Source organism: Amycolatopsis sp. NPDC043887 (assembly GCF_056435665.1).
In genome coordinates this window covers 36,663-59,878 of the sequence record NZ_JBWKEB010000015.1, presented here as the reverse complement: position 1 = coordinate 59,878, position 23,216 = coordinate 36,663, and the positions used below count along the sequence as shown (strand labels likewise).

16 protein-coding genes are annotated in these 23,216 nt (G+C 68.5%); all 16 read left to right on the top strand.

What is annotated here, in order from left to right; translation table 11 throughout:
* Positions 1–19: 19 nt before the first annotated feature.
* The 16 genes from AC069H_RS33015 to AC069H_RS32940 all read left to right on the top strand — a co-directional run bounded on the left by AC069H_RS33015 (position 20) and on the right by AC069H_RS32940 (position 23,180).
* Positions 20–1,243 (top strand): ROK family protein, encoded by a 1,224-nt coding sequence (locus tag AC069H_RS33015; protein WP_478226860.1) that lies wholly within the window; start codon positions 20–22, stop codon positions 1,241–1,243.
* The gene (locus AC069H_RS33010) at positions 1,240–2,742 is read left to right on the top strand and encodes a sugar ABC transporter ATP-binding protein (RefSeq protein WP_478234938.1); all 1,503 of its coding nucleotides are present in this window, start codon (positions 1,240–1,242) and stop codon (positions 2,740–2,742) included. Before AC069H_RS33015 ends, AC069H_RS33010 begins: the two co-directional genes overlap by 4 nt.
* 35 nt (positions 2,743–2,777) lie before the next feature.
* A complete protein-coding gene (locus tag AC069H_RS33005; RefSeq protein ID WP_478235036.1) occupies positions 2,778–3,752 on the top strand; it encodes an ABC transporter permease in 975 nt (324 codons plus the stop codon).
* A gap of 89 nt (positions 3,753–3,841) precedes the next feature.
* Positions 3,842–4,894, top strand: coding sequence for a substrate-binding domain-containing protein (locus tag AC069H_RS33000; RefSeq protein WP_125680657.1), 1,053 nt, complete (start codon positions 3,842–3,844; stop codon positions 4,892–4,894).
* Positions 4,895–4,942: 48 nt separating this feature from the next.
* Positions 4,943–6,112 carry a Gfo/Idh/MocA family protein gene (locus AC069H_RS32995; RefSeq protein WP_478234937.1) on the top strand — a complete coding sequence of 390 codons (1,170 nt, stop codon included), beginning with the start codon at positions 4,943–4,945 and terminating at the stop codon, positions 6,110–6,112.
* Positions 6,113–6,221: 109 nt separating this feature from the next.
* On the top strand, positions 6,222–7,379 hold the full coding sequence (locus AC069H_RS32990; RefSeq protein ID WP_478234936.1) for an inositol-3-phosphate synthase: 1,158 nt from the start codon (positions 6,222–6,224) through the stop codon (positions 7,377–7,379).
* Positions 7,376–8,224, top strand: a complete 849-nt coding sequence (locus tag AC069H_RS32985) for an SCO3242 family prenyltransferase (RefSeq protein ID WP_478234935.1) — start codon at positions 7,376–7,378, stop codon at positions 8,222–8,224. Before AC069H_RS32990 ends, AC069H_RS32985 begins: the two co-directional genes overlap by 4 nt.
* A complete protein-coding gene (locus AC069H_RS32980; protein ID WP_478234934.1) occupies positions 8,221–9,633 on the top strand; it encodes an EboA domain-containing protein in 1,413 nt (470 codons plus the stop codon). The genes AC069H_RS32985 and AC069H_RS32980 overlap by 4 nt, the downstream gene beginning before the upstream one ends.
* A 4-nt stretch (positions 9,634–9,637) precedes the next feature.
* Positions 9,638–10,501, top strand: coding sequence for a TatD family hydrolase (locus tag AC069H_RS32975; protein WP_478234933.1), 864 nt, complete (start codon positions 9,638–9,640; stop codon positions 10,499–10,501).
* Positions 10,498–11,568, top strand: coding sequence for a metabolite traffic protein EboE (gene eboE / locus AC069H_RS32970; protein WP_478234932.1), 1,071 nt, complete (start codon positions 10,498–10,500; stop codon positions 11,566–11,568). The genes AC069H_RS32975 and eboE overlap by 4 nt, the downstream gene beginning before the upstream one ends.
* Positions 11,565–12,938: an alkaline phosphatase family protein gene (locus AC069H_RS32965; protein WP_478234931.1), complete on the top strand. Its 1,374-nt coding sequence runs from the start codon at positions 11,565–11,567 to the stop codon at positions 12,936–12,938. Before eboE ends, AC069H_RS32965 begins: the two co-directional genes overlap by 4 nt.
* 246 nt (positions 12,939–13,184) lie before the next feature.
* On the top strand, positions 13,185–16,274 hold the full coding sequence (locus AC069H_RS32960) for a ThuA domain-containing protein (RefSeq protein WP_478234930.1): 3,090 nt from the start codon (positions 13,185–13,187) through the stop codon (positions 16,272–16,274).
* The gene (locus tag AC069H_RS32955) at positions 16,274–17,278 is read left to right on the top strand and encodes a sugar phosphate isomerase/epimerase family protein (protein ID WP_478234929.1); all 1,005 of its coding nucleotides are present in this window, start codon (positions 16,274–16,276) and stop codon (positions 17,276–17,278) included. The genes AC069H_RS32960 and AC069H_RS32955 overlap by 1 nt, the downstream gene beginning before the upstream one ends.
* A gap of 10 nt (positions 17,279–17,288) precedes the next feature.
* A complete protein-coding gene (locus AC069H_RS32950) occupies positions 17,289–18,164 on the top strand; it encodes a sugar phosphate isomerase/epimerase family protein (protein WP_478234928.1) in 876 nt (291 codons plus the stop codon).
* Positions 18,165–18,178: 14 nt separating this feature from the next.
* Positions 18,179–19,201 carry a multicopper oxidase domain-containing protein gene (locus AC069H_RS32945; RefSeq protein ID WP_478226872.1) on the top strand — a complete coding sequence of 341 codons (1,023 nt, stop codon included), beginning with the start codon at positions 18,179–18,181 and terminating at the stop codon, positions 19,199–19,201.
* 13 nt (positions 19,202–19,214) lie between these two features.
* On the top strand, positions 19,215–23,180 hold the full coding sequence (locus AC069H_RS32940; RefSeq protein WP_478234927.1) for a ThuA domain-containing protein: 3,966 nt from the start codon (positions 19,215–19,217) through the stop codon (positions 23,178–23,180).
* Positions 23,181–23,216 lie beyond the last annotated feature (36 nt).

Genomic DNA, 23,216 nt, shown 5'->3' with positions numbered 1-23,216 from the left:
ATTCGTAAGTGAGGGCAGTGTGGCCGCGACTGAATCCGGGCAGCTCGACCCGGTCAGCCCACGTACCTCGAACCTCGCCGTGCTTCTGCGGGCGTTGCGTGCGGGGCCGCTTTCGCGTACCCAGCTCGCGGCGCGCTGCGGGCTCACCAAGGCGGCCGTCTCCGGGTTGATCACCGAGCTGTCCGAACGTGGTCTCGTCCGCTCCGCCGGACTCCAGGGCGGCGGCAACGGCAGGCCCAGCCAGCTCGTCGAGCTGAACGGCGCCAGCGCCTGCGGGCTCGCGCTCAGCGTCGAGGCCGATCGTTTCGCCGCCGTCGTCACGAACCTCGACGGCCGCGTCGTCGCCGAACGCATCGAGACCGCCGACGTCGCCGCGCTCGGGCTGCACCGGAGCATGGACGAACTCGCCTTCCTCGCCCGGAACATGCTGCTCGACGATCAGCCGGTCGGGGTCACCGTCTCGGTGCCGGGGCTGGTCGATTCGGCCGCCGCCGTGCTGCGGTTCGCGCCGACCCTGCGCTGGCGCGACGCCGAGATCGCCGATCTCCTCGCCGCCCGGCTCGGTCTTCCCGCCGACGCCATCGCGGTCGACAACGAGGCCAACCTCGGCGCGATCGGCGAGGCCGTCGCCGGAGTCGGCCAAGGTGTGCGGGAGCTCTTCTACCTCAGCGGCGGCACGGGCGTCGGCGGCGGACTCGTGTCCGGCGGCATGATCCTGCGTGGTGCCAGGGGTTTCGCGGGCGAGGTCGGGCATATCACCGTCGACCCGTCCGGCGAGCAGTGCCAGTGCGGCCGGGTCGGCTGCCTGGAGACCAAGGCCGGCCTCAACGCCGTCCTGCGCGGCGCGGCGTCGCCCGGCGACCCGCTGCACGATCCCGCGCTGGGTGTCGACGGCCGGGTCGGGCTGCTCAAGCACCGCGTGCAGCGCGGTGACCAGCGCGCGGTCGCCGCGGTTTCGGAACTCGGGGTCGCGCTCGGCATCGCGGTGTCCACTGTGGTCGACGTGCTCGACCCGGACGTCGTCGTGCTCGGCGGCTACTTCGCCGAACTGGGCGAATGGCTGGTCGAGCCGGTGCGCCGCGAACTGTCCGCGCGTCCGCTAGGGCATGAGCCCACCTGTCGCGTCGAGCCGTCGCCGCTGGGCACCACCGCCCCGCTGCGCGGCGCCGCGCATCTCGCCACCGAACGGCTTTTCGCCGACCCGACGCTAGTTCCCTTCGTGACCGAGGAGGCTCCGGCATGACGCTGCTATCCGTCCGGGGGATCGTGAAGACCTTCCCCGGGGTCCGTGCGCTCGACGGGGTCGACTTCGACGTCGAACCCGGTGAGGTGCACTGTCTCCTCGGCCAGAACGGCGCGGGCAAGTCCACGCTGATCAAAACGCTCGCCGGTGCGCATCGCCCCGACGGCGGCGAGATCTTCTGGCAGGGCGAGCCGGTCACGCTGCCCTCGCCGGTCGCCGCGCTGAAGATCGGCATCGCGACCATGTACCAGGAACTCGACCTGGTACCCGGGCTTTCCGTGGCGGACAACATCTTCCTCGGCCGCGAGCGCGCGTCGTTCGGGTTCACGCGGATCAGCGAGTCCCGGAACAAGGCCGCGAGACTGATGGCGCGGCTCGGGCATCCCGAGATCTCGCCGTCGACCGAGGTCGGCAAGCTCTCCGCCGCCGGTCAGCAGCTGGTCTCGATGGCGCGGGCGCTCGCGTACGACGCGAAGCTGCTGGTGATGGACGAGCCCACCGCGGCGCTGGCGGGCGAAGAGGTCGACAACCTGTTCCGCATCGTCGGCGAACTGACCGCCGAAGGTGTCGCGATCATCTACATCTCCCACCGGCTCGAAGAACTGCGCCGGATCGGGCACCGCGTCACCGTGCTCAAGGACGGCAAGACCGTCTCCACCGGCCTCGACGCCAAGGAGACGCCGACCTCCGACCTCGTCGCGCTGATGGCGGGCCGCAAGGTCGAAACCGTGTTCGGTCCGCGCCACCAGGAACACGTGGACCCGGACAACGAGGTCCTCAAGGTGGAAAACCTGACCACCGTCGGCGAATTCGAGAACGTGAACTTCACCGTGCACGCCGGTGAGGTCGTCGGGATCGCGGGCCTCGTCGGCTCGGGACGCAGCGAACTGCTGGAGACGATCTTCGGCGCGCGCAAACAGGACGCGGGTTCGGTGTCGGTCGACGGCGAGCCGGTCCGGCCGGGCAGCGTGTCCGCGGCGGTCAAGGCCGGGATCGGGCTGGCGCCGGAGGAACGCAAGAGCCAGGGGCTGCTGCTGGACCTGCCCGTCGTGCACAACGTGACCTTGGCGAGCCTGGGCAAATACGCGACGTTCGGTTTCACCGAGCGGGGCAGGGAGCTCGACGACGCCGGGGAAAGCCTGCGGCGCCTCGATCTGCGGCCCGCCGATCCGCACCGCATCATCCGCACGCTGTCCGGCGGCAACCAGCAGAAGGCGGTGCTCGCCCGCTGGCTGGTCCGCGGCTGCCGGGTCCTGCTGCTGGACGAACCGACGCGCGGGGTCGACGTCGGCGCGCGGGCGGAGCTGTACCGGCTGATCGAGGAACTGGCCGCGACCGGCGTCGCGATCGTGCTCGTCAGCAGCGAGATCCCCGAAGTACTCGGCTTGTCCGACCGGGTGCTGGTGCTGCGTGAAGGACGTGTCCTGGCTGAAAAGCCGTCTGCGGAGCTGACAGAGGCGGATGTGCTCGACGTGATTCTCGAGGGGAGTGCGGCGTGACCGACCAAGCCGAATCGGTGCGTACGGAGCCCGCCGTGGAACCGTTACGACCCAAGGAAAAGCGAAACTTCTCGCTCGACACCCGGCTGCTCGGGCTGGCCGGGGTACTGGTCATCCTGTGCATCGTCGGCCAGGTCACGAGGCCCGACCAGTTCTTCACCGACGGCAACATCTCGACGATCCTGCGGCTCGCCGCGGCCATCGGGGTGGTCAGCGTCGGGATGACGTTCGTGATCATCGCCGGCGGCATCGACCTCTCGGTCGGGTCGATCGTGGCGCTCTCCAGTGTCTGGCTGACCACCCTGGCCACCCAGTCCTACGGCCCGTGGGTGATGATCCTTTGTGGACTCCTGGTCGGCCTCGGCTGCGGGCTGATCAACGGGATCCTGGTCTCCTACGGGAAGATCGTGCCGTTCATCGCGACACTGGCGATGTACGTCTCGGCCCGCGGGCTCGCGGAACGCATCAGTGGCCGCCGCACGCAGGTGGTGTCGGAGGCGGGTTTCCTCGACTTCTTCCGCGGTGACCTGCTCGGCGTCCCGGTGCTGATCTGGATGTTCGCGCTGGTGTTCGTGATCGGCTGGGTGCTGCTGAACCGCACCACGTTCGGCCGCCGCACCTTCGCCGTCGGCGGCAACGCCGAGGCTTCGCGGCTGGCGGGTATCAACGTCAAGCGGCACACCGCGCTCGTCTACGGCGTCGCCGGGCTGTGCTGCGGCATCGCCGCGCTGATGGTCGTCGCCCGCACCACCGCGGGCGCCTCGACCAACGGCATGCTCTACGAACTCGACGCCATCGCGGCGGTCGTCATCGGCGGCACGCTGCTCACCGGTGGCCGCGGCTCGCTCATCGGCACCCTGATCGGCGTGCTGATCTTCACCGTGCTGTCCAACATCTTCACGCTCAACAACCTGGACACCGACATCCAGAACATCGCCAAGGGCGTGATCATCGTCCTGGCCGCGCTACTGCAGTTCCGCTCCGTGAAAAAGACAAAGACGAGTACTTAGCGGGGTCGTGAGTGGCGTTTCGGGTTAGAACCCGAAACGCCACTCACGACCACCTGGACCACCGCCGTCACCGTGGATGGAGAGTCGTCATGACCGAACAATCCCTGCATCGCCGCCGGTTCCTGCTGGGAGGCGCGGCCGTCGGAGCGGGTGCGCTGCTGACCGCGTGCACCTCGAACGAGGCACCGGCGCAGAACAACGCGGCCAACGTGGCCAACGCCGGGGCGAACTCGCAGCCCGGCACCCCGGTCACCATCGGGTTCTCGGCGCCTGCCGCGGACCACGGCTGGATGGCGGCCATCACCAAGAACGCCCGCGCGCAGGCGCAGAAGTTCAGTGAGGTCACGCTCAACGCGACCGAGGGCACCAACGACGTCAACCAGCAGATCTCCCAGGTGGAGACCTTGATCAACGCCAAGGTCAACGTGCTGGTGATCCTGCCGTTCGACGGCAAGGCGCTGACCGCCGTCGGCCAGCAGGCGATGGACGCCGGTATCCAGGTGATCAACCTGGACCGCGTCTTCGACACCCCGCTCGCGTACCGCACCTGGATCGGTGGCGACAACTACCGCATGGGCGTCAACGCCGGGAACTACATCGCCCAGCAGATGAAGGCGAAGAACATCGCCAGCCCGGTGATCGGCGAGGTCGCGGGTATCGACTCGCTGCCGCTGACCCAGGAACGCAGCAAGGGTTTCAAGGACGCCTTGGCGCGTCAGGGTTTCCAGGTGGGACCGCGTGTCTCGGCGCAGTTCACCCCGGAGTCCGGCGAGCAGCAGACGTCGAACCTGCTCCAGTCTGCGTCCAAATTGGACGCTCTCTGGAACCACGACGACGACCAGGGTGTCGGCGTCATCGCGGCGATCAACAACGCCAACCGCAAGAACTTCCTGATGGTCGGCGGCGCGGGCTCGAAGAACGCGATGAACCTGATCAAGTCCGACGCCGAGCCGCTGAAGGCGACCGTGCTCTACAGCCCGTCGATGGCGTCTTCGGCGATCTCGCTCGCGCGGCTTCTCGGCCAGGGCAAGGGGGCCGGCGACTTCGCCGAGCACGAGATCCCCGCCGAGATAACCACGTACTCCGCGGTGGTCACCAAGGAGAACGTCGACAAGTACATGGACGTCGGCTTCGACTCGTAAACCCGCGTACCCGACACGCGCGCTTGAAAGACACAGCCTAGGAGGGGCATGAGCACGGCAAAGGAAACGATCGGGATCGGCATGGTCGGCCACGCGTTCATGGGTGCGGTGCATTCGCACGCGTGGCGCAGTGTGCACCGGTTCTTCGCCCCACCGCTGATCCCGAGACTCGCCGTGCTCGGCGGCCGTGACGAGGTGCGGACGAAGGCCGCGGCGGAACGGTTCGGCTGGGAAGACGTCGAGACGGACTGGCGCGCGCTGATCGCCCGTGACGACGTCGACCTGGTCGACATCTGCACGCCGGGCGACAGCCACGCCGAGATCGCGATCGCCGCGCTCGAAGCGGGCAAGCACGTGCTGTGCGAGAAGCCGCTGGCCAACACCCTCGCCGAGGCCGAAGCGATGGCCGAGGCCGCGGCGAAGGCGCGGGCCAACGGCGTCCGGTCGATGGTGGCGTTCAACTATCGCCGGGTGCCCGCGCTCGCGCACGCCAGGAAACTGGTCGCGAGCGGGGCGCTCGGCGAGATCCGCCACGTGCGGTCGGTCTACCTGCAGGATTGGCTGTCCGACGCGCGGGCGCCGATGACCTGGCGGCTGCACAAGGACAAGGCGGGTTCCGGCGCGCTGGGCGATCTCGGCGCGCACATCGTCGACGCCGCCCAGTTCGTCACCGGCGAGACGATCACCGGGGTTTCCGCGCTGACCAACACCTTCGTCAAGGAGCGGCCGGACGGCGACGGCGGTACCGGGCAGGTCACCGTCGACGACACCGCGCTGTTCCTCGGCCGGTTCACCGGCGGCGCGGTGGCGAGTTTCGAGGCGACCCGGTTCGCGCTGGGCCGCAAGAACGCGATGCGGCTGGAGATCAACGGGTCGAAGGCGAGCCTCGCGTTCGACTTCGAGTCGATGAACGAACTGTCCTTTTTCGACGGTGGCCAGCCCGCCACCGAGGCGGGGTTCCGCCGGATCCTGGTCACCGAACCCGAGCACCCGTACGTCGGGGTGTGGTGGCCGCCGGGGCATCTCCTCGGCTACGAGCACACCTTCACCAACGAGGTCGCCGATCTGCTCACCGCGATCGGCGACGGCACGGATCCCGCACCGTCCTTCGAGGACGGGTTGAGGGTTCAGCAGGTCTTGGCCGCGGTCGAGCGCAGCGCGTCCGACGAGGCGCGATGGACCACTGTGCCCGGCGTCACCACGAAAGGAAGTAACTGAGTAGTAGATCCAGCCGAAAGTCGCATGACGACTGTCACTGCGACTTGGTTCGATCCGAAACATCCGACCATCGGAGGTTGGTGTACTCGGGCTGGGAAAGGTGGAGGAAATGCCTGCTCACGAGCGTACGGGCATCTGGTTGATCGGGGCGAGGGGGTCGGTGGCCACCACGGCCGCGGTGGGGCTCCTCGCGCTGCGCGCGGGGGTGACGGGCGGTGGCGGCTGCGTCACCGAGCTGCCCGCGTTCGCCGGGGTTCCGTTGCCGGGCTGGGACGATCTGGTCCTCGGCGGGCACGACATCGCGCATACGCCGCTGGAGAAGCGGGCCGAGCAGCTGGCGCACGCCGGTGTGTTCGGGCACGCGGTGTTCGCCGCGGTCCGGTCCGGGCTGGCCGAGGTGGACGCCGAGATCCGCGACGGCTACCACCCGGCGTCCCACACCGGTGCCCAGGCCGACGCGGCCGCCCGGCTCACGGCGGACATCCGAGCTTTCGCCGACCGGCACGACCTCGCGCGGGTCGTCGTGGTCAACGTGTCCTCCACCGAGGCCCCGTGTCCCCACCTGCCCGAACACGACGACCTCGCCGCGCTGGAAGTGGCGCTCGCCGACCCGGCGCGGGCAGTGCTCCCGTCGAGTTCCCTGTCGGCTTACGCGGCGCTGAAGGCGGGAAGCCCGTACGTCGAGTTCACGCCGTCCGCCGGGATCACCCTGCCCGCGCTGCGGGAGCTGGCCGAGCGGGAAGGCCTGCCGTACGCGGGTTGTGACGGCAAGACCGGTGAGACGCTGCTGCGCACGGTCCTCGCGCCGATGTTCAGCGCGCGGGCGTTGAAGGTCCGCTCCTGGGCGGGCACCAACCTGCTGGGCGGCGGCGACGGCGAGACCCTGGCCGACCCGGTGACGGCGAACAGCAAGCTGGAATCCAAGGCCCGCGGGCTCGCGGCGCTGCTCGGCGAGGACGTCACCGCGCCGCTGCACATCGACAACGTGCCCGACCTCGGCGAGATCAAGACCGCGTGGGACCACGTGTCGTTCGAGGGTTTCCTCGGTGCGCGCATGAGCCTGCAGTTCACCTGGACCGGTTACGACTCCGCGCTCGCGGCGCCGCTGATCCTGGATCTGGCCCGTTTCGTCACCGCGGCGCACGCCGGCGGCCAGAGCGGCGCGCTGACCGAACTCGGGTTCTTCTTCAAGGATCCGCTGGGCAGCGACGAACACCGGTTCGCCGAGCAGACCGCCCGCCTGATCACCTGGGCGGGAACCCTGTGAAGGCTTACGTGGAACTCGTCCGGGCGCCCGCCGCGCTGACGGTGCTCGGCGACACGGTCGCCGGATCCGCCGCGGCGGGGCTCAAGATGACCGGGCGACGGCTGCTGCTGCCGCTGTCTTCGGTCGCCTTCTACTGGGCCGGGATGGCCCTCAACGACTGGGCGGACCGGAAGCTCGACGCCGTGGAGCGTCCCGAGCGGCCGATCCCGTCCGGGCGGGTGAGTGCCGGCGCGGCGCTCACCACCGGGACCGCGCTGACCGCTGCCGGACTTGGCCTGGCAGCGCTCGGTGGCGGCCGCCGGGCGATGCGTGTCGCGGTCCCGCTCGCGGCGTCGGTGTGGGCTTACGACACCGTGCTCAAGCCGACCCCGGCCGGGCCGGTGGCGATGGCGGCCTGCCGCACGCTCGACGTCCTGCTGGGCGCGGGCGACTCTCCGAAGAAGGCGGCCACCGCCGCGGCGGCGGTGGGTGTGCACACACTCGGCGTCACGGCGTTGTCCACCGGGGAAGTGCACGGCGCGAAACCAGGCACGGCCCGCGCCGCACTGGCCACCAGCTGTGCGGCGACAACGTTGGCATTGACCGGATCGGCGCGGGGCGGCTGGCATCGCGCGGCCTCGATGGCGGCCGGTTCCGGCTACGCGGGCCTGGTCGGCCGGGCTCAGGCGGACGCCGTCCGCGACCCGTCGGCGAAGTCCGTGCGTTCGGCGACCAAGAACGGCATCCACGGCATGGTCCCGCTGCAGGCGGCGGTCACGGCGAAGGGCTCGGTACTGGGGGCGGCGCTGGTCGCGGCCGCGCTGCCGATCGCCCGCAAGCTGTCGCGGAAGGTGAGCCCCACATGACGTTTTCTTTGGGATACGGCACCAACGGCTTCTCCAACCACCGCCTCGACGACGCGCTCGCGATCATCGCCGACCTCGGCTACACCGGGGTGGCGCTGACCCTGGACCACGACCACCTCGACCCGTTCGCCGACGATCTGGCACGGCAGGTCGACCACGTGGCTTCCCGGCTTTCGGCGCTCGGCCTGAACCGCGTCGTCGTCGAAACCGGCGCGCGTTATCTGCTCGACCCGTGGCGCAAGCACTCGCCGACGCTGCTGTCGGACGACCCCGCGCTTCGGATCGACTTCCTGGAACGGGCTTTGCGGATCGCCGGGGATCTCGGTGCCGACTGCGTTTCGTTCTGGTCCGGCGTGTCCACTGTGGACACGGAGATCGCCTGGTCTCGATTGCGCGAGGGAGTCGCGGCGGTCCTGGAGCACGCCGCGCGGCTGAACGTGCGGCTGGCGATGGAACCCGAGCCCGGGCATCTCGTGCAGCATCTGGGCCGGGTCCTTGACCTGCGCAAGGAGCTCGGCGAGCCGGAGCTGTTCGGCGTCACGCTCGACGTCGGGCACTGTGTCGCCGTCGAGCCGGTCAACGCGGCCGAATGCGTCCGCCTCGCCGGCCCGCTGCTGTGGAACGTGCAGCTGGACGACATGCTGCCGAGGGTCCACGAGCATCTGGAGTTCGGTGACGGGCACCTGGATCTGCCGGGGACGCTCGCCGCGCTGGCGGAGATCGGCTACACCGGACTGGCCGCGGTCGAACTGCCCCGGCACAGCCACGCCGCGCCGGACACCGCGCGCCGGGCCTTCGAAGCGCTCACCGCGGCGATGCCGCAGACGTGGTCGGCCAAGGCGGAACGCCGGATCCGGGAGAAGCCGTCGGTGATCGGCTCGCTCTTCCCGGCCGTCGGCCGCGAGGTCGGGCGTGCGGCGCTGCGGCCGGACACCGATCCGCAAGGGCTGGTCCACGGCACCGTCGACGACCGGGCGCGGGTCCGGCTCGTGGCGGTCTTGGCCGACGTCCTCGACGACGCCGCGCTGGCCACGGAACTGCGCGACCTCTATCGCTACGGCGACGACGCCGAGCGGCGCGGGGTCCTGCGGGCGCTCAACGCGCTGAAGTCCCCGGGCGCCGAAGTCACCGATGCCGGGATCAAGCTGGTCGAAGACGCCTTGCGCGCCAACGACATCAGGCTGGTCGCCGCCGCCATGGGTGCCTTCGCCCGGTTCCTGGACGACCACACGTGGCGCCACGGCGTCCTCAAATGCGTCTTCGTCGGGGTGCCGCTGGCCGCCGTCGCGGATCTCCCTTCCCGCGCGGACGACGAGCTGAGGCGCATGCTCGCCGACTTCGCCGACGAACGCAGGGCGGCCGGACGTGACGTACCCGCCGACGCCCTCGAACTCCTCAAGGAGAACTGAGCCAGTGCGTATCTTCGATCCCCACATCCACATGTCCTCCCGGACCACCGACGACTACGAAGCCATGTACGCGGCCGGTGTCCGCGCGCTGGTCGAGCCCGCGTTCTGGCTGGGGCAGCCGCGCACGAGCGTCGGCTCGTACACCGACTACTTCGACGCGCTCATCGGCTGGGAACGGTTCCGCGCCGCCCAGTTCGGCATCCGGCACCACTGCACGATCGCGCTGAACCCCAAGGAGGCCAACGACCCCCGCTGCCGCGAGGTGCTCGACGTACTCCCGAGGTACCTGGCCAAGGACGGCGTGGTCGCGGTCGGCGAGGTCGGCTACGACTCGATGACCAAGGAAGAGGACGAGGTCTTCTCGCGGCAGCTCGCCATGGCGCTGGAGCACGACCTCCCGGTCCTGGTGCACACCCCGCACCGCGACAAGCTGGAAGGCACCAAGCGCACCCTCGACGTCGTGCGGGAAGCCGGTGTCGCGCCGGAGCGCGTGGTCGTCGACCACCTCAACGAGGTCACCGTCAAGCTGGTCAAGGATTCCGGTGCCTGGATGGGCTTCTCCATCTACCCGGACACCAAGATGGACGAGCACCGGATGGTCGAGATCCTGCGCCAGTACGGGCTCGAAAACATGATCGTCAACTCGGCAGCCGACTGGGGCCGGTCCGATCCACTGAAGACCGCCAAGACCGGACAGGCGATGCTCGACGGCGGTTTCACCGAGGCCGACGTCGACAAGGTGCTCTGGCAGAACCCCGTCGACTTCTACGGCCTCAGCGGCAGGCTCACTCTCGATCCGCTGCCCGGGTTCACCGGCGAGGCCGTGACCTTCGAGGGCAACTCGGTCCTGCGAGGTGCCCGCAAATGATCTCCTACTGTACGAACGTCCATCCGGCCGAAGACGTCGACGGCATCGTCGCGCAGCTGGAGCGGTACGCGCTGCCCGTGCGTGAGCGGCTGGCCGCCGATCGGCTCGGCGTGGGGCTGTGGCTCTCCGCGCCGGTCGCGCGCGGACTCGCCGAAGACGCCGGAGCCCGCAAGCGTTTCCGCGCCGAACTCGACGCTCGCGGGCTTTCGGTGTACACGCTGAACGCGTTCCCGTACGGCGGTTTCCACGACGACGTCGTCAAGCACGCGGTCTATCGTCCTGAGTGGACGAACCCGGACCGGGTCGTGTACACGATCGACTGCGTGAACGTGCTGTCCGATCTGCTCGCCGAGGACGCTTCTTACGGCAGCATATCCACGCTGCCGTTGGCTTGGCGTGAACCGTGGGCCGAACAGGACGATCGTCGCGCCACCGAGGCGTTCGGTCAGGTCGTCCGGGCGATCGGAGACCGGCCGATCAAACTGGCCGTCGAGCCGGAGCCAGGTTGTGTGCTCGACACCGTGGCCGACGCGCTGGACTGGCTGTCCGGTCGCGTCGACCCGGAGTACGTCGGGCTGTGCCTGGACACCTGTCACCTCGCGGTGTCGTTCGCCGACCCGGCGGAGACCCTCAAGGCGATCGCGGAGTCCGATGTGGACATCGTCAAGGTGCAGGCTTCCGCCGCGCTGCATGTCGAGAAGCCCGCCGATGCGCGTGAAGCGTTGGCGGCGTTCGCCGAACCGCGGTACCTGCACCAGGTCCGCGAGTTTTCGGGCGGTGTCGTGCGCAAGGCCGACGACCTGCCCGAGGCGTGGTCCGAGCTGCCGGGGGAGGGGCCGTGGCGCGTGCACTTCCACATGCCGCTGCACCAGGCGCCGGCCGCACCGCTGTCCACCACGACGGACGTGCTGCGCACCATCGCCGCCGGCCTGCCCGGCGAACCGCATATCGAGGTCGAGACCTACACCTGGAGCGTGCTCCCGGACGCGGGCGACCTCGTCGGCGGGATCGCCGCCGAACTCGAATGGGCACAGGCCAACCTCGTCAAGGAAGGGGTGTCCGCGTGAAACCCTTGGTCGTCATCGACGTCGTCGGGCTGACCCCGAAGGCGTTGCGGGACATGCCGAAACTGTCCGCCGTCGCCCGCGACGGCTGGCAGGCCGAACTGGGCACGGTGCTGCCCGCCGTCACCTGCAGCGCGCAGTCGACGTTCCTCACCGGGCTCATGCCCGCGCGGCACGGGATCGTCGGCAACGGCTGGTACTTCCGCGAACTCGGCGAGATCTTCCTGTGGCGCCAGCACAACCGGCTCGTCGGCGGCGAAAAGCTGTGGGAGACCGCGCGAGCGGCGCATCCCGGCTACACGTCGGCGAACGTCTGCTGGTGGTACGCGATGGGGATGAGCACCGACGTCACGGTGACCCCGCGGCCGATCTACCACGCCGACGGCCGCAAGTCGCCGGACGCCTACGTTCGGCCGCCCGAGCTGCACGATCAGCTGACCGGCGCGCTGGGGGAGTTCCCGCTCTTCCAGTACTGGGGCCCGACGGCGTCGCTCAAGTCGAGCAAGTGGGTCATCGGCGCGTCCCGGCAGATCCTGCGGGAGAAGCGGCCGGATCTGCTGCTGACCTACGTGCCGCATCTGGACTACGACCTGCAGCGCTTCGGTCCCGACGCGCAGCAGGCGGCCAGGGCGGCGCGGGAGCTGGACAACGCGCTCGCGCCACTGCTCGACGACGCCCGCAACGCCGGGGCGACCGTGGTCGCGCTCAGCGAGTACGGGATCACGAACGTGAGCAGGCCGGTCGACATCAACCGGGCGCTGCGGCGCGAGGGTCTGCTGGAGGTCTACACCCAGGCGGGCATGGAGTACCTCGACCCGTGGGCGTCGCGCGCGTTCGCCGTCGCCGACCACCAGGTCGCGCACGTCTACGTCCGCGACTCCGCCGATATCGAGCGAGTGCGGTCGATCGTCGGTGAACTGACCGGCGTCGACGAGGTGCTCGACCGCGAGGCGCAGGCTCGTTATGGATTGGATCACGAGCGCGCAGGCGAGCTCGTCGCGGTCGCCGAGCCGGACGCGTGGTTCACCTACTACTACTGGCTCGACGACGAGCGGAAGCCCGACTTCGCGCGCGGCGTCGAGATCCACCGCAAGCCGGGCTACGACCCCGCCGAGCTGTTCTTCGACCCGGAGGACAAGTTCGCCAAGGCGCGGGCCGGGCTCAACCTGGCGAAGAAGTTCGCCGGGCTCCGGTACGCGATGGACGTCGTTCCGACCGATCCGCGCTGGGTGCGCGGTTCGCACGGACGGCTGCCCGATTCCACTGAGGACGGTCCGGTGTTGTTGTGTTCGGATCCGGCCTTCCAGCCGTCCGGTCGCGTCGGGGCGACCGACGTGCATCCGCTGCTGTTGTCCCTGCAAGGCCTGAAGTGAACGGGACACGCGTGCTTGGAGGCGGAACACGCGTGCTTGGAGACCGAACACCGTGATCCGGCCGGAGACACGCGTGATCCGCCTCCAAGCACGCGTGATCCGGCTTCGCGACTGGCCTGAATAGTCCGAAATCACCGCCAGAAAGGAAAGTTCCACCCGCAAGTCCTTCCTTGATCGCCGCCGCTCATCGAAAGGATCGCCACTGCTATGTCTTTGAAACGACGATTGGGTGTGCTCGTCACATCCATGGTCACGGCTCTGACAGGCGTCGCGCTACCGATGCAGACCGCATCGGCGCACGAAGCGGCCACGGTGCTCGTGTTCTCCAAGACCGCGGGCTTCCGGCACGATTCGATCCCCGACGGCATCAAGGCGATCAAGGAACTGGGGGCGCAGAACCACTTCGCGGTGGAGGCCACCGAGGACGCGGCGGCCTTCACCGACGCGAACCTCAAGCGGTTCGACGCGGTGGTCTGGCTTTCCACCACCGGTGACGTGCTGAACGCGGACCAGCAGGCCGCGTTCGAGCGGTACGTGAAGGGAGGCGGCGGGTACGTGGGCGTGCACGCCGCCTCCGACACCGAGTACGACTGGCCCTGGTACGGCGAGCTGGTCGGGGCGTACTTCAAGTCCCACCCGCAGATCCAGCAGGCGAACGTCAAGGTCGAAGATCACGAGCACGTGTCTACTGTGGACCTTCCGGAGACCTGGCCGCGCACGGACGAGTGGTACAACTACCGCGAGAACCCGCGCAGCGACGTCCACGTGCTCGCCAGTCTGGACGAGAAGAGCTACCAGCCCGGCGACGGCGCGATGGGCGACCACCCCATCGCCTGGTGCCACGAGAATTCCGGCGGCCGCTCCTGGTACACCGGCGGCGGGCACACCAAGGCCTCCTACGCCGAGCCTGCCTTCCTCAAGCATCTGGCGGGCGGCATCAAGTACGCCACCAAGCTGAGCGAGGCGGGCTGCGCCAAGACCCAGGAAGACCCGGTCGACGCGGACTTCGACCAGATCACCCTGGCCAAGGGCGAGGAGAAGACCGGCGAGCCGATCGCGCTTTCCGTACTGCCCAATCGCGACGTGCTGCACACCTCGCGTGACGGCCGCGTCTGGTACACCAGCTCGTCGGCGACGACGTCGCTGGCCGGGCAGATCCCCGTCTACAACCACGACGAGGACGGCCTCCAGGGGGTCGCCATCGACCCGGACTTCGCCAAGAACCGCTGGGTCTACCTGTACTACGCGCCCAAGCTGAACACCCCGGCCGGTGACGCGCCGGAGAACGGCACCCCGGCCGACTTCGAGCCGTTCAAGGGCTACAACCAGCTCTCGCGGTTCAAGCTGGGTACCGACAACAAGCTCGACCTCGCGAGCGAGCAGAAGATCCTGCAGGTCCCCGCCGAACGCGGTATCTGCTGCCACGCCGGCGGTGAGATCGACTTCGACGCGCGGGGCAACCTGTATCTGTCCACCGGGGACGATTCCAACCCGTTCGCCTCCGACGGCTTCACCCCGATCGACGAACGCGCCGACCGCAACCCGGTCTACGACGCGCAGCGCACCTCGGCCAACACCAACGACCTGCGCGGGAAGGTGCTGCGGATCAAGGTCGGCGCGAACGGCAAGTACACGATCCCGAAGGGCAACCTGTTCCCGCGTGGCACGGCCAAGACCAAGCCCGAGATCTACGCGATGGGCTTCCGCAACCCGTTCCGGTTCGCCGTCGACCGTAAGACCGGCTGGATCCACCTGGCCGACTACGGTCCCGACGCCGGCGCGGCCGACCCGAAGCGCGGTCCCGGCGGCACGGTCGAGTTCAACCTGATCAAGAAGCCCGGCAACTTCGGCTGGCCGTACTGCGTCGGGGACAACCAGCCGTTCATCGACTACGACTTCGCCACCAAGCAGTCCGGCGCCGCTTTCGACTGCGCCAAACCGAAGAACACCAGCCCGCGCAACACCGGCCTGACCGATCTGCCGCCGGTGGAGAAGGCGTGGATCGCCTACGACGGCGGTTCGCTGCCCGAGTTCGGCACCGGCCCCGAGTCGCCGATGGGCGGCCCGGTCTACCAGTTCGACGCGAAGAACCCGTCGCAGACCAAGTTCCCGGAGTACTTCAACGGCAAGACCTTCGCCTACGAATGGGAACGCGGCTGGATCAAGGAGATCACCGTCGGTGCGAACGGTGAACGCGGCGCCATCAAGCCGTTCTTCGACTCGATGGACCTCGTCCGCCCGATGAACCTCGAGTTCGGCCCGGACGGCGCGCTCTACGTCCTCGACTACGGCACCGGCTACTTCGGCGGCTCCAAGGAATCCGCCGTCTACCGCATCGACTACACCAAGGGCCGCCGCACGCCGGTCGCCAAGGTGGCCGCGGACAAGACGTCCGGCCAGGCGCCGCTGACCGTCAAGTTCGACCCGGCCGGGACGAACGATCCCGACGGCGGCGCGCTCACCTACGCGTGGGACTTCGACGGGAACGGCACGACCGATTCCACCGAGGCCACCCCGGTTTCCCACACCTACGCCGCGAACGGCCAGTACACCGCGAAGCTCTCGGTCACCGACTCCACCGGGCTGACCGGTTCGGCGAGCGTGGTCGTCACCGTCGGCAACACCGCGCCGGTGGTCACGCTGAAGACGCCGGTCAACGGCAGCGTGTTCAGCTTCGGCGACATGGTTCCGTTCAAGGTCGAGGTGACCGACGCCGAGGACGACCCGATCGACTGCTCGAAGGTGACCGTCGAATACATCCTCGGCCACGAGGGCCACGGACATCCGCTGAGCCGTGCGACCGGCTGTGAAGGCACCATCGCCACGCCCGCCGACGAAGGACACGGGGCGGACGCCAACGTCTTCGGCGTCATCAACGCCAGCTACACCGACAACGGCGGAAACGGCGTGCCCGCGCTCACCGGTGAGGCGGAATCCATCCTGCAACCCAAGCTGAAGCAGGCCGAGTTCTACACCCAGTCCAGCGGGATCGAGGTCGTCGTGCACGCCGGCGCCAGTGGCGGCAAACGCGTCGGCCACATCGAATCCGGTGACTGGATCAAATTCGACCCGGTGAACCTCGTGGGTGTCAGCGGCATCGGCTACCGGGTGTCCTCCGGCGGCGCGGGCGGCACGATCGAGGTCCGCTCGGGCGCGGTGGACGGACCGCTGGTCCAGACGGTCACCGTCGCCAACACCGGCGGCTGGGACACCTATGCCGACATCCCGGCGTCCGCCCTCACCGACCCCGGCGGTACCGGCCCGTTGTTCCTCGTGTTCAAGGGCGGTTCCGGCGGCTTGTTCGACGTAGACGCGATCACCTTCGAGGAGAACTGATGAGCCGTCCGATCACCCTGTTCACCGGCCAGTGGGCGGATCTGCCGTTCACCGAGGTGTGCAGGCTGGCCAGCGAATGGGGCTACGACGGCCTCGAAATCGCGTGTTCCGGCGACCATTTCGAGGTCGACCGCGCACTGTCCGAAGAGGACTATGTGCCCGGCCGCCTGAAACTGCTCGCCGACCACGGCCTGAAGGTGTGGGCGATCTCCAACCACCTCGTCGGCCAGGCCGTCTGTGACGACCCGATCGACGAACGCCACCAGGCCATCATCCCGTCCAGGGTGTGGGGCGACGGTGAACCGGAAGGCGTCCGGCAGCGGGCGGCGAAGGAGATGGCCGACACCGCCCGCGCGGCGGCGAAACTCGGCGTGGAGACGGTGATCGGCTTCACGGGTTCGAAGACCTGGAAGTACGTCGCGATGTTCCCGCCGGTGTCGCAGGCGGTCATCGACGACGGCTACCAGGACTTCGCGGACCGATGGAACCCGATCCTCGACGTCTTCGACGAGGTGGGCGTGCGGTTCGCCCACGAGGTCCACCCGTCGGAGATCGCTTACGACTACTGGACCACGAAACGTGCGCTCGAAGCTGTCGGCGACCGTCCGGCATTCGGGCTGAATTGGGATCCTTCGCATTTCATCTGGCAGGACCTCGACCCGGTCGGCTTCATCCTCGACTTCGCCGACCGGATCTACCACGTGGACTGCAAGGACACCAGGAAGCGGTTCGACGGGCGGAACGGACGGCTCGGCTCGCATCTCCCCTGGGGAGATCCCCGACGCGGCTGGGACTTCGTTTCGACCGGGCACGGCGACGTGCCCTGGGAGGACTGTTTCCGCGCACTGAATTCGATCGGCTACGCCGGTCCGATCTCGGTGGAGTGGGAGGACGCCGGCATGGACCGGCTCCGGGGCGCGGCGGAAGCCGTGACCTTTCTGCGGGGGCTCCTGTTCGACAAGCCGTCGGCGGCCTTCGACGCGGCTTTCAGCAACCAGAAGTGAGGGCGGTTTCATGTGCGGTGAAGAAGCTGAGCAGTTCCACTCTCGACGGGCGCTCCTGCGCGGCGCGGCGACGGCGGCGGTCGCGGTGGGCGCGGCGGTAGCCCTGCCGAGCGTGGCCAGTGCGGCCACCGAGGGATCCGGCCACCACGGTCGGGGCCGGGTCCCGGTGGAGAAGATCAGCATCCAGCTCTACTCCCTGCGCACCGCGCTGCAGGCCGATCTGCCGGGAACCCTGTCCGCGCTGGCGGACATCGGCTACCGGAAGGTCGAACTGGCGGGCACCTACGGCCGCACGGCCGAGGAGTTCCGCGGGCTGCTGGACAAGAACCACATCAAGGCGACGTCCACGCACGTCGGCATCGACGGTGACCTCGACAAGACCATCGCGGACGCGAAGATCCTCGGGAACACCCGCGCCAACGTGCCGTGGGCGAACTTCGACACCATCGACGGCTGGAAGCAGTTCGCCGGCCGGATGGACACGGCGGCACGGAAGTTCCGCCAGGCCGGTATCCCGCTCGGCTACCACAACCACGCGCACGAGTTCGCGCCCATCGACGGCGTGCGCCCGTACGACGTGCTCACCAGGAACACGAACCCGCGTTACGTGCACCTGGAGATCGACCTGTTCTGGGCGGTGGAAGGCGGGATGGACCCGGTTTCGCTGTACCGGCGGCACTGCCCGCGCGTGGTGCAGTACCACGTCAAGGACCGGACGGCGGACGGTCAGATGGTCGACCCGGGCAAGGGCGTCATCGACTTCCCCCGCATCTTCCGGCACACCCGTCCCCACCTCGCCGAGTACATCGTCGAGCACGACAACCCCACGGATCCCCTGAGCACCGCCCAGACCGGATTCACCTATCTCCGCAACGTCCGATTCTGACTGGGGAATCCACAATGGACATGAAGAAACGCGGGCTGTCCCGCAGATCGATGCTCGCGGGCACCGCGGCCGGGGTCATCGCCCCGGTCGTGGTGTCGGCCAGCGCGGGTTCGGCACCGGCCGCCGCGGCCGGGATGACCCGCAACATCACCGTCTACGCCGACTACGTTCCCGGCTCGACCCGGGTCGGTTACGGGCTGGAGCCCGGGAAACCGACGATCCCCGGGCCGCTCCTGGAGTGCTACGAGGGCGACACGCTGGTGATCGAGCTGGTCAACAACACCGACCAGCGGCTTTCGATCCACCCGCACGGCGTCAACTACGACACCAAGTCGGACGGCTCGCCGTTCAACGATTCCTTCAACAAGCCGTACGAGACCAAGACCTACACCTGGAAGACCCGGACGGCCTACCAGGCGGCCAACGGTTTCTGGATGCCCGGCAGCGCGGGGTACTGGCACTACCACGACCACGCGTTCGGCGGTGACCACGGCACCGTCGGCCTGATGAAGGGCCTGTACGGCGGACTGATCGTGCGCAAACGCGGGGATCTGCTGCCCAGCAAGCAGTTCACCGTGGTGTTCACCGAAATGTGGATCAACCACCAGGTCGCCCCGAACACGCCGATCTTCGAGGCGAACCTCGGCGAACGCGTCGAGTTCATCTGCATCGGGCACGGCAACCTGATGCACACCTTCCATCTGCACGCGCACCGCTGGGCGGACACCCGCACCGGCATGCTCACCAGCGCGACCGACAACGCGCCGATCCTCGACAACAAGACCCTGGACCCCGGTAACTCCTTCGGCTTCCAGGTGATCGCCGGTGACGGCGTCGGGCCCGGCGCGTGGATGTACCACTGCCACGTCCAGCAGCACTCGGACGACGGCATGTCCGGGGTGTTCCTGGTCCGCAACGCCGACGGCGGGATGCCCGCGGGCGCCCAGGAGGCGATCGACCGCTTCAAGGGACATCAGCACCCGACGTCCACTCCGGACGCCACCGGCGCTTCCGCCCATACCCACCACCAGTCTTGAAAGGAGCGAGAACTTGAGACGAGTGTTTTCGCAACGTCGGCTCCGCAGACGGTCACTGGCCGCGCTGGCGGTCGGCGCCGTCGTCACCTCCGGGCTTCCGCTGGCCATCGCACCGGTGACCGCCGAAGCCGCGACGAACGTCCCGATCAACGTCCTGGTCTTCCACGGCACCGCCGCGGACCAGAAGGACCCCGTCCTGCGCGCCACGGACGCGATCGCGAGCCTGGGGCAGGCGAACGGCATCTCCGTTTCGTCCTCTTCGGACCCCGCGGTGTTCACGCAGGCGAACCTCGCGAAGTACCGCGGCGTCGTTTTCCTGTCCGCACAGGGCATCACGCTGAACCGTGACCAGGAAACCTCGCTGCAGAACTACATGAAGGCGGGCGGCGGCTTCCTCGGCCTCTCCGACGCCGCGCGGGCGCAGGACGGCTCGCAGTGGTTCTCCGGGCTGATCGGCGCGCGCCCGGTGGGGGCGCGTCCCACTCCGGAGGCTGTCGCCTCGATCACCGCGAGCGCGGAGAACCCGCCCAACGAGACCAAGGAAAAGCTCGCCGACAACAACGAGAACACCAAGTGGCTGGCCTTCGCGAACAGCGGCTGGATCGCCTACAAGCTGGCCGCCCCGGTCGCCGTGAGCAGCTACGCGCTCGTTTCGGCGAACGACTTCGCCGGGCGTGACCCCAAGAGCTGGACCCTGCAGGGCTCCAACGACGGGACCGCGTGGACCGATCTGGACACCCGTACCAACGAGGTGTTCGCCGACCGGTTCCAGAGCCGGACCTTCACCTTCGCCAACACCACGGCGTACTCGAACTACCGGCTGAACATCACCGCCAACGCCGGTGAATCGGCCACCCAGCTGGCCGACTTCAAGCTGTTCAAGGACAACTCGACGACCCCGCCGCCGCCGGAGAGCGACCCGGCGCAGGCCACGGTCGACGTCCTCGACAAGGCGAACCCGGCCACCGCCGGCCTGCCGCAGAAGTGGGTCCGCACCGACCGGTGGCTCAACTGGGAGGTCAACCCGGTCGGCACCGTGCACACGGTCGCGCAGGTCGAGGAATCGACCTACAAGCCGGGAGTCGGCGCGAACGGCGCCTTCCACCCGATCTCGTGGTGCCGTGACTACGACGGCGGCCGCTCCTTCTACACCGGCATGGGCCGGACCGAGGCGAGCTACGGCGAAGCCCAGTTCCGCAGCCACATCCTCGGCGCGCTGAAGTGGACCACCGGCATGGTGCGCGGTGACTGCAAGGCGGGGATCGCGGCCAACTACAAGGTCGAACGCCTGACCGGGATCAACCAGCCCGGTCAGCTGGACCAGATGGGCGAGCCGCACGGGCTCACCATCGCGCCGAACGGCCGGGTCTTCTACATCGGCCGCGCGGCCTGCGCCGGCAACGTGGTGCCCGCGCCGAACGACTGGACCAACCCCGAGATCGGCGCCGGCTGCGGCACGATCCACCAGTGGGACCCGGTCACCAAGAAGCCGAAGCTGCTCACCACGCTGAAGGTGATGGGCAACCGCGGCAGCGGCGACGAACTGGTCAAGAACGAGGAAGGCCTCCTCGGTCTCGTGCTGGACCCGAAGTTCAGCGAGAACGGCTTCATGTACGCCTACTGGATGCCGCACGCGTCGATCGACCTCGACAAGCGGATCGGCAAGCGCACGGTCTCGCGGTTCACCTACGACCTGAAGAACCAGACGCTGGACCAGGCGACCCGCAAGGACCTGCTGTCGTGGGACGTCCAGATCCACAGCTGCTGCCACGCCGGCGGCGGGATGGACTTCGACTCCGACGGGAACCTCTACATCGGGTCCGGTGACAGCAACTCGTCGCAGGGCTCCAACGGGTACTCCGGCAACAACTGGACCAAGGACTACAAGGGCGTCTCGTTCCAGGACGCGCGCCGCACCGCCGGCAACACCAACGACCTCAACGGCAAGATCCTGCGGATCCACCCGGAGCCGGACGGTACCTACACCAACCCGGCGGGCAACCTGTTCCCCGAGGCGAACGATCCCGGGGACAAGACCAGGCCCGAGATCTACGTGATGGGCGTGCGGAACATCTCGCGTCTGCAAGTCGACAAGAAGACCAACTGGCTGACCGCCGCGTGGGTCGGCCCGGACGCGTCCTCGCCGAGCCCGGAACTCGGCCCGGCCAAGTACGAGACCGCCACGGTCATCACCGAGGCGGGCAACCACGGCTGGCCGTACTGCATGGGTAACAAGCAGCCGTACCGCGACCGCAGCAGTACCGACGCCGCGGTGCTCACCGGCTGGTACGACTGCGACAACCCGGTCAACACCTCGCCGCGCAACACCGGTCTGGTGAACCTTCCGCCGATCAAGAAGAACATGATCTGGTACGCGCCGGACGGCGGAGGGCCGGTGTTCCCCAACCGTCCCAACAGCTCCGTCCCGACGTACAACGCGGCCGAGGCAACCTACACGCAGCCCTACCTCAAGGGCGGCGGCCAGGCGGTCATGACCGGGCCGACGTACCACCGCGAACTGGTCAACACCAACAGCGGCGTCGCGTGGCCCGCCTACTGGAACGACAAGTGGTTCATCGGTGACCAGAGCAACGGGCAGAACCGGATCGCGGTCACCCTCGACCCGAACGGCGTCGCGAAGCAGGATCCGCCGGTGTTCGCCGAGACCGTGCGGCAGATCATCCCGACCGGCGGTGGCGACACCAAGCTGAACCAGTGGATGGACGCCAAGTTCGGGCCGGACGGCGCGTTGTACGCGCTCGACTACGGCGGCGGCTTCTTCACCCTGACCAACAACCAGAAGCTGCTGAAGATCAGCTACACCGGCGGCGAGGCCACGCCGGCCGCGGCGGCGTCTTCGACCATGGTGCAGAACAAGCCGCTCACCGCGGCCTTCACCGGGTCGAAGTCCGGCGGCGTCTCCTACAAGTGGGAGTTCGGCGACGGCACGATCTCGACGCAGCCCGACCCGCGGCACACCTACCCGCGCACGGGCCTGTACACCGCCAAGCTGACCGTGACCTACGCGAACGGCGAGACGGTGACCACGCGGAACTCGGTGAACGTCGGGTGTCTCGTGGCGGATCCCAGTGCCACGGTGACCATCGGAGACACCGACACCGGGGTGACCAACCGCAACGCCGGTGGCGGCTGCACGGTCGACGACATGATCGACGACGAGAGCACGTGGACCTCCCACGCCGGTTTCGTCAACCACGTCACCCAGGCCGTGGACCGGCTCGGCGACCTCGGCGTGCTGAACGCGGCCGAGTCGGACAAGATCAACGCCGCGGCCGCCGCGTCGCCCATCGGCAACAAGGGCGTCACCGGCTACGACGCGATCTACGACGGCACGCCCGAATCGTTCCGCAACTGGTCACAGGCGCCGTCCGGGCAGTTCGCCATCCAGCCGGACGGGTCACTGCGACCGTCGGGCGGGCTGGGCATGCTGTGGTACTCGGCACGGCAGTTCGGCAACTTCTCGGTGAAGCTGCAGTTCAAGGACATCGCGCCGACCGGCAGCGCCAACAGCGGTGTGTTCGTCCGGTTCCCGGACCCGCGCACCCCGCTGGAGCAGCGTCCGCCGGGCAGCTGCGGCACGGTCGGTTCGGCGAGGACGTCGCAGGCCTGGGTCGCGATCTACTGCGGCCACGAGGTCCAGCTGTACGACGGGGCCACCGGTGAACCGCAGAAGACCGGGTCGATCTACAACTTCGACCCGCGGCCGCTGGACCAGGCGGGAGTGAAGCCGAAGGGGACCTGGAACGAGTACGAGGTCAAGGTCGTCGGGCAGAAGTACACGATCATCCGCAACGGTGTGGTGATCAACGAGTTCGAGAACGCGCCGGGGATCCAGTCGTCGCGGGCGGGCGATCCGTCCACCGACTTCCGGCAGTTCGTCAGCGGGTTCATCGGTCTGCAGAACCACGGTGACAACGACCTGATGGAGTTCCGCAACATCCGGGTGCGGCAGCTGTAGCGCGAAAGCCGGCCGGGCGCGGGTTCGCGTGCCCGG

Coding starts and splice junctions, on each gene's coding strand:
- AC069H_RS33000 (WP_125680657.1), top strand. CDS start 3,842: ATGACCGAACAATCCCTGCATCGCCGCCGGTTCCTGCTGGGAGGCGCG.
- AC069H_RS32960 (WP_478234930.1), top strand. CDS start 13,185: ATGGTCACGGCTCTGACAGGCGTCGCGCTACCGATGCAGACCGCATCG.
- AC069H_RS32955 (WP_478234929.1), top strand. CDS start 16,274: ATGAGCCGTCCGATCACCCTGTTCACCGGCCAGTGGGCGGATCTGCCG.
- AC069H_RS33010 (WP_478234938.1), top strand. CDS start 1,240: ATGACGCTGCTATCCGTCCGGGGGATCGTGAAGACCTTCCCCGGGGTC.
- AC069H_RS32980 (WP_478234934.1), top strand. CDS start 8,221: ATGACGTTTTCTTTGGGATACGGCACCAACGGCTTCTCCAACCACCGC.
- AC069H_RS32990 (WP_478234936.1), top strand. CDS start 6,222: ATGCCTGCTCACGAGCGTACGGGCATCTGGTTGATCGGGGCGAGGGGG.
- AC069H_RS32945 (WP_478226872.1), top strand. CDS start 18,179: ATGGACATGAAGAAACGCGGGCTGTCCCGCAGATCGATGCTCGCGGGC.
- AC069H_RS32950 (WP_478234928.1), top strand. CDS start 17,289: ATGTGCGGTGAAGAAGCTGAGCAGTTCCACTCTCGACGGGCGCTCCTG.
- AC069H_RS32995 (WP_478234937.1), top strand. CDS start 4,943: ATGAGCACGGCAAAGGAAACGATCGGGATCGGCATGGTCGGCCACGCG.
- eboE (WP_478234932.1), top strand. CDS start 10,498: ATGATCTCCTACTGTACGAACGTCCATCCGGCCGAAGACGTCGACGGC.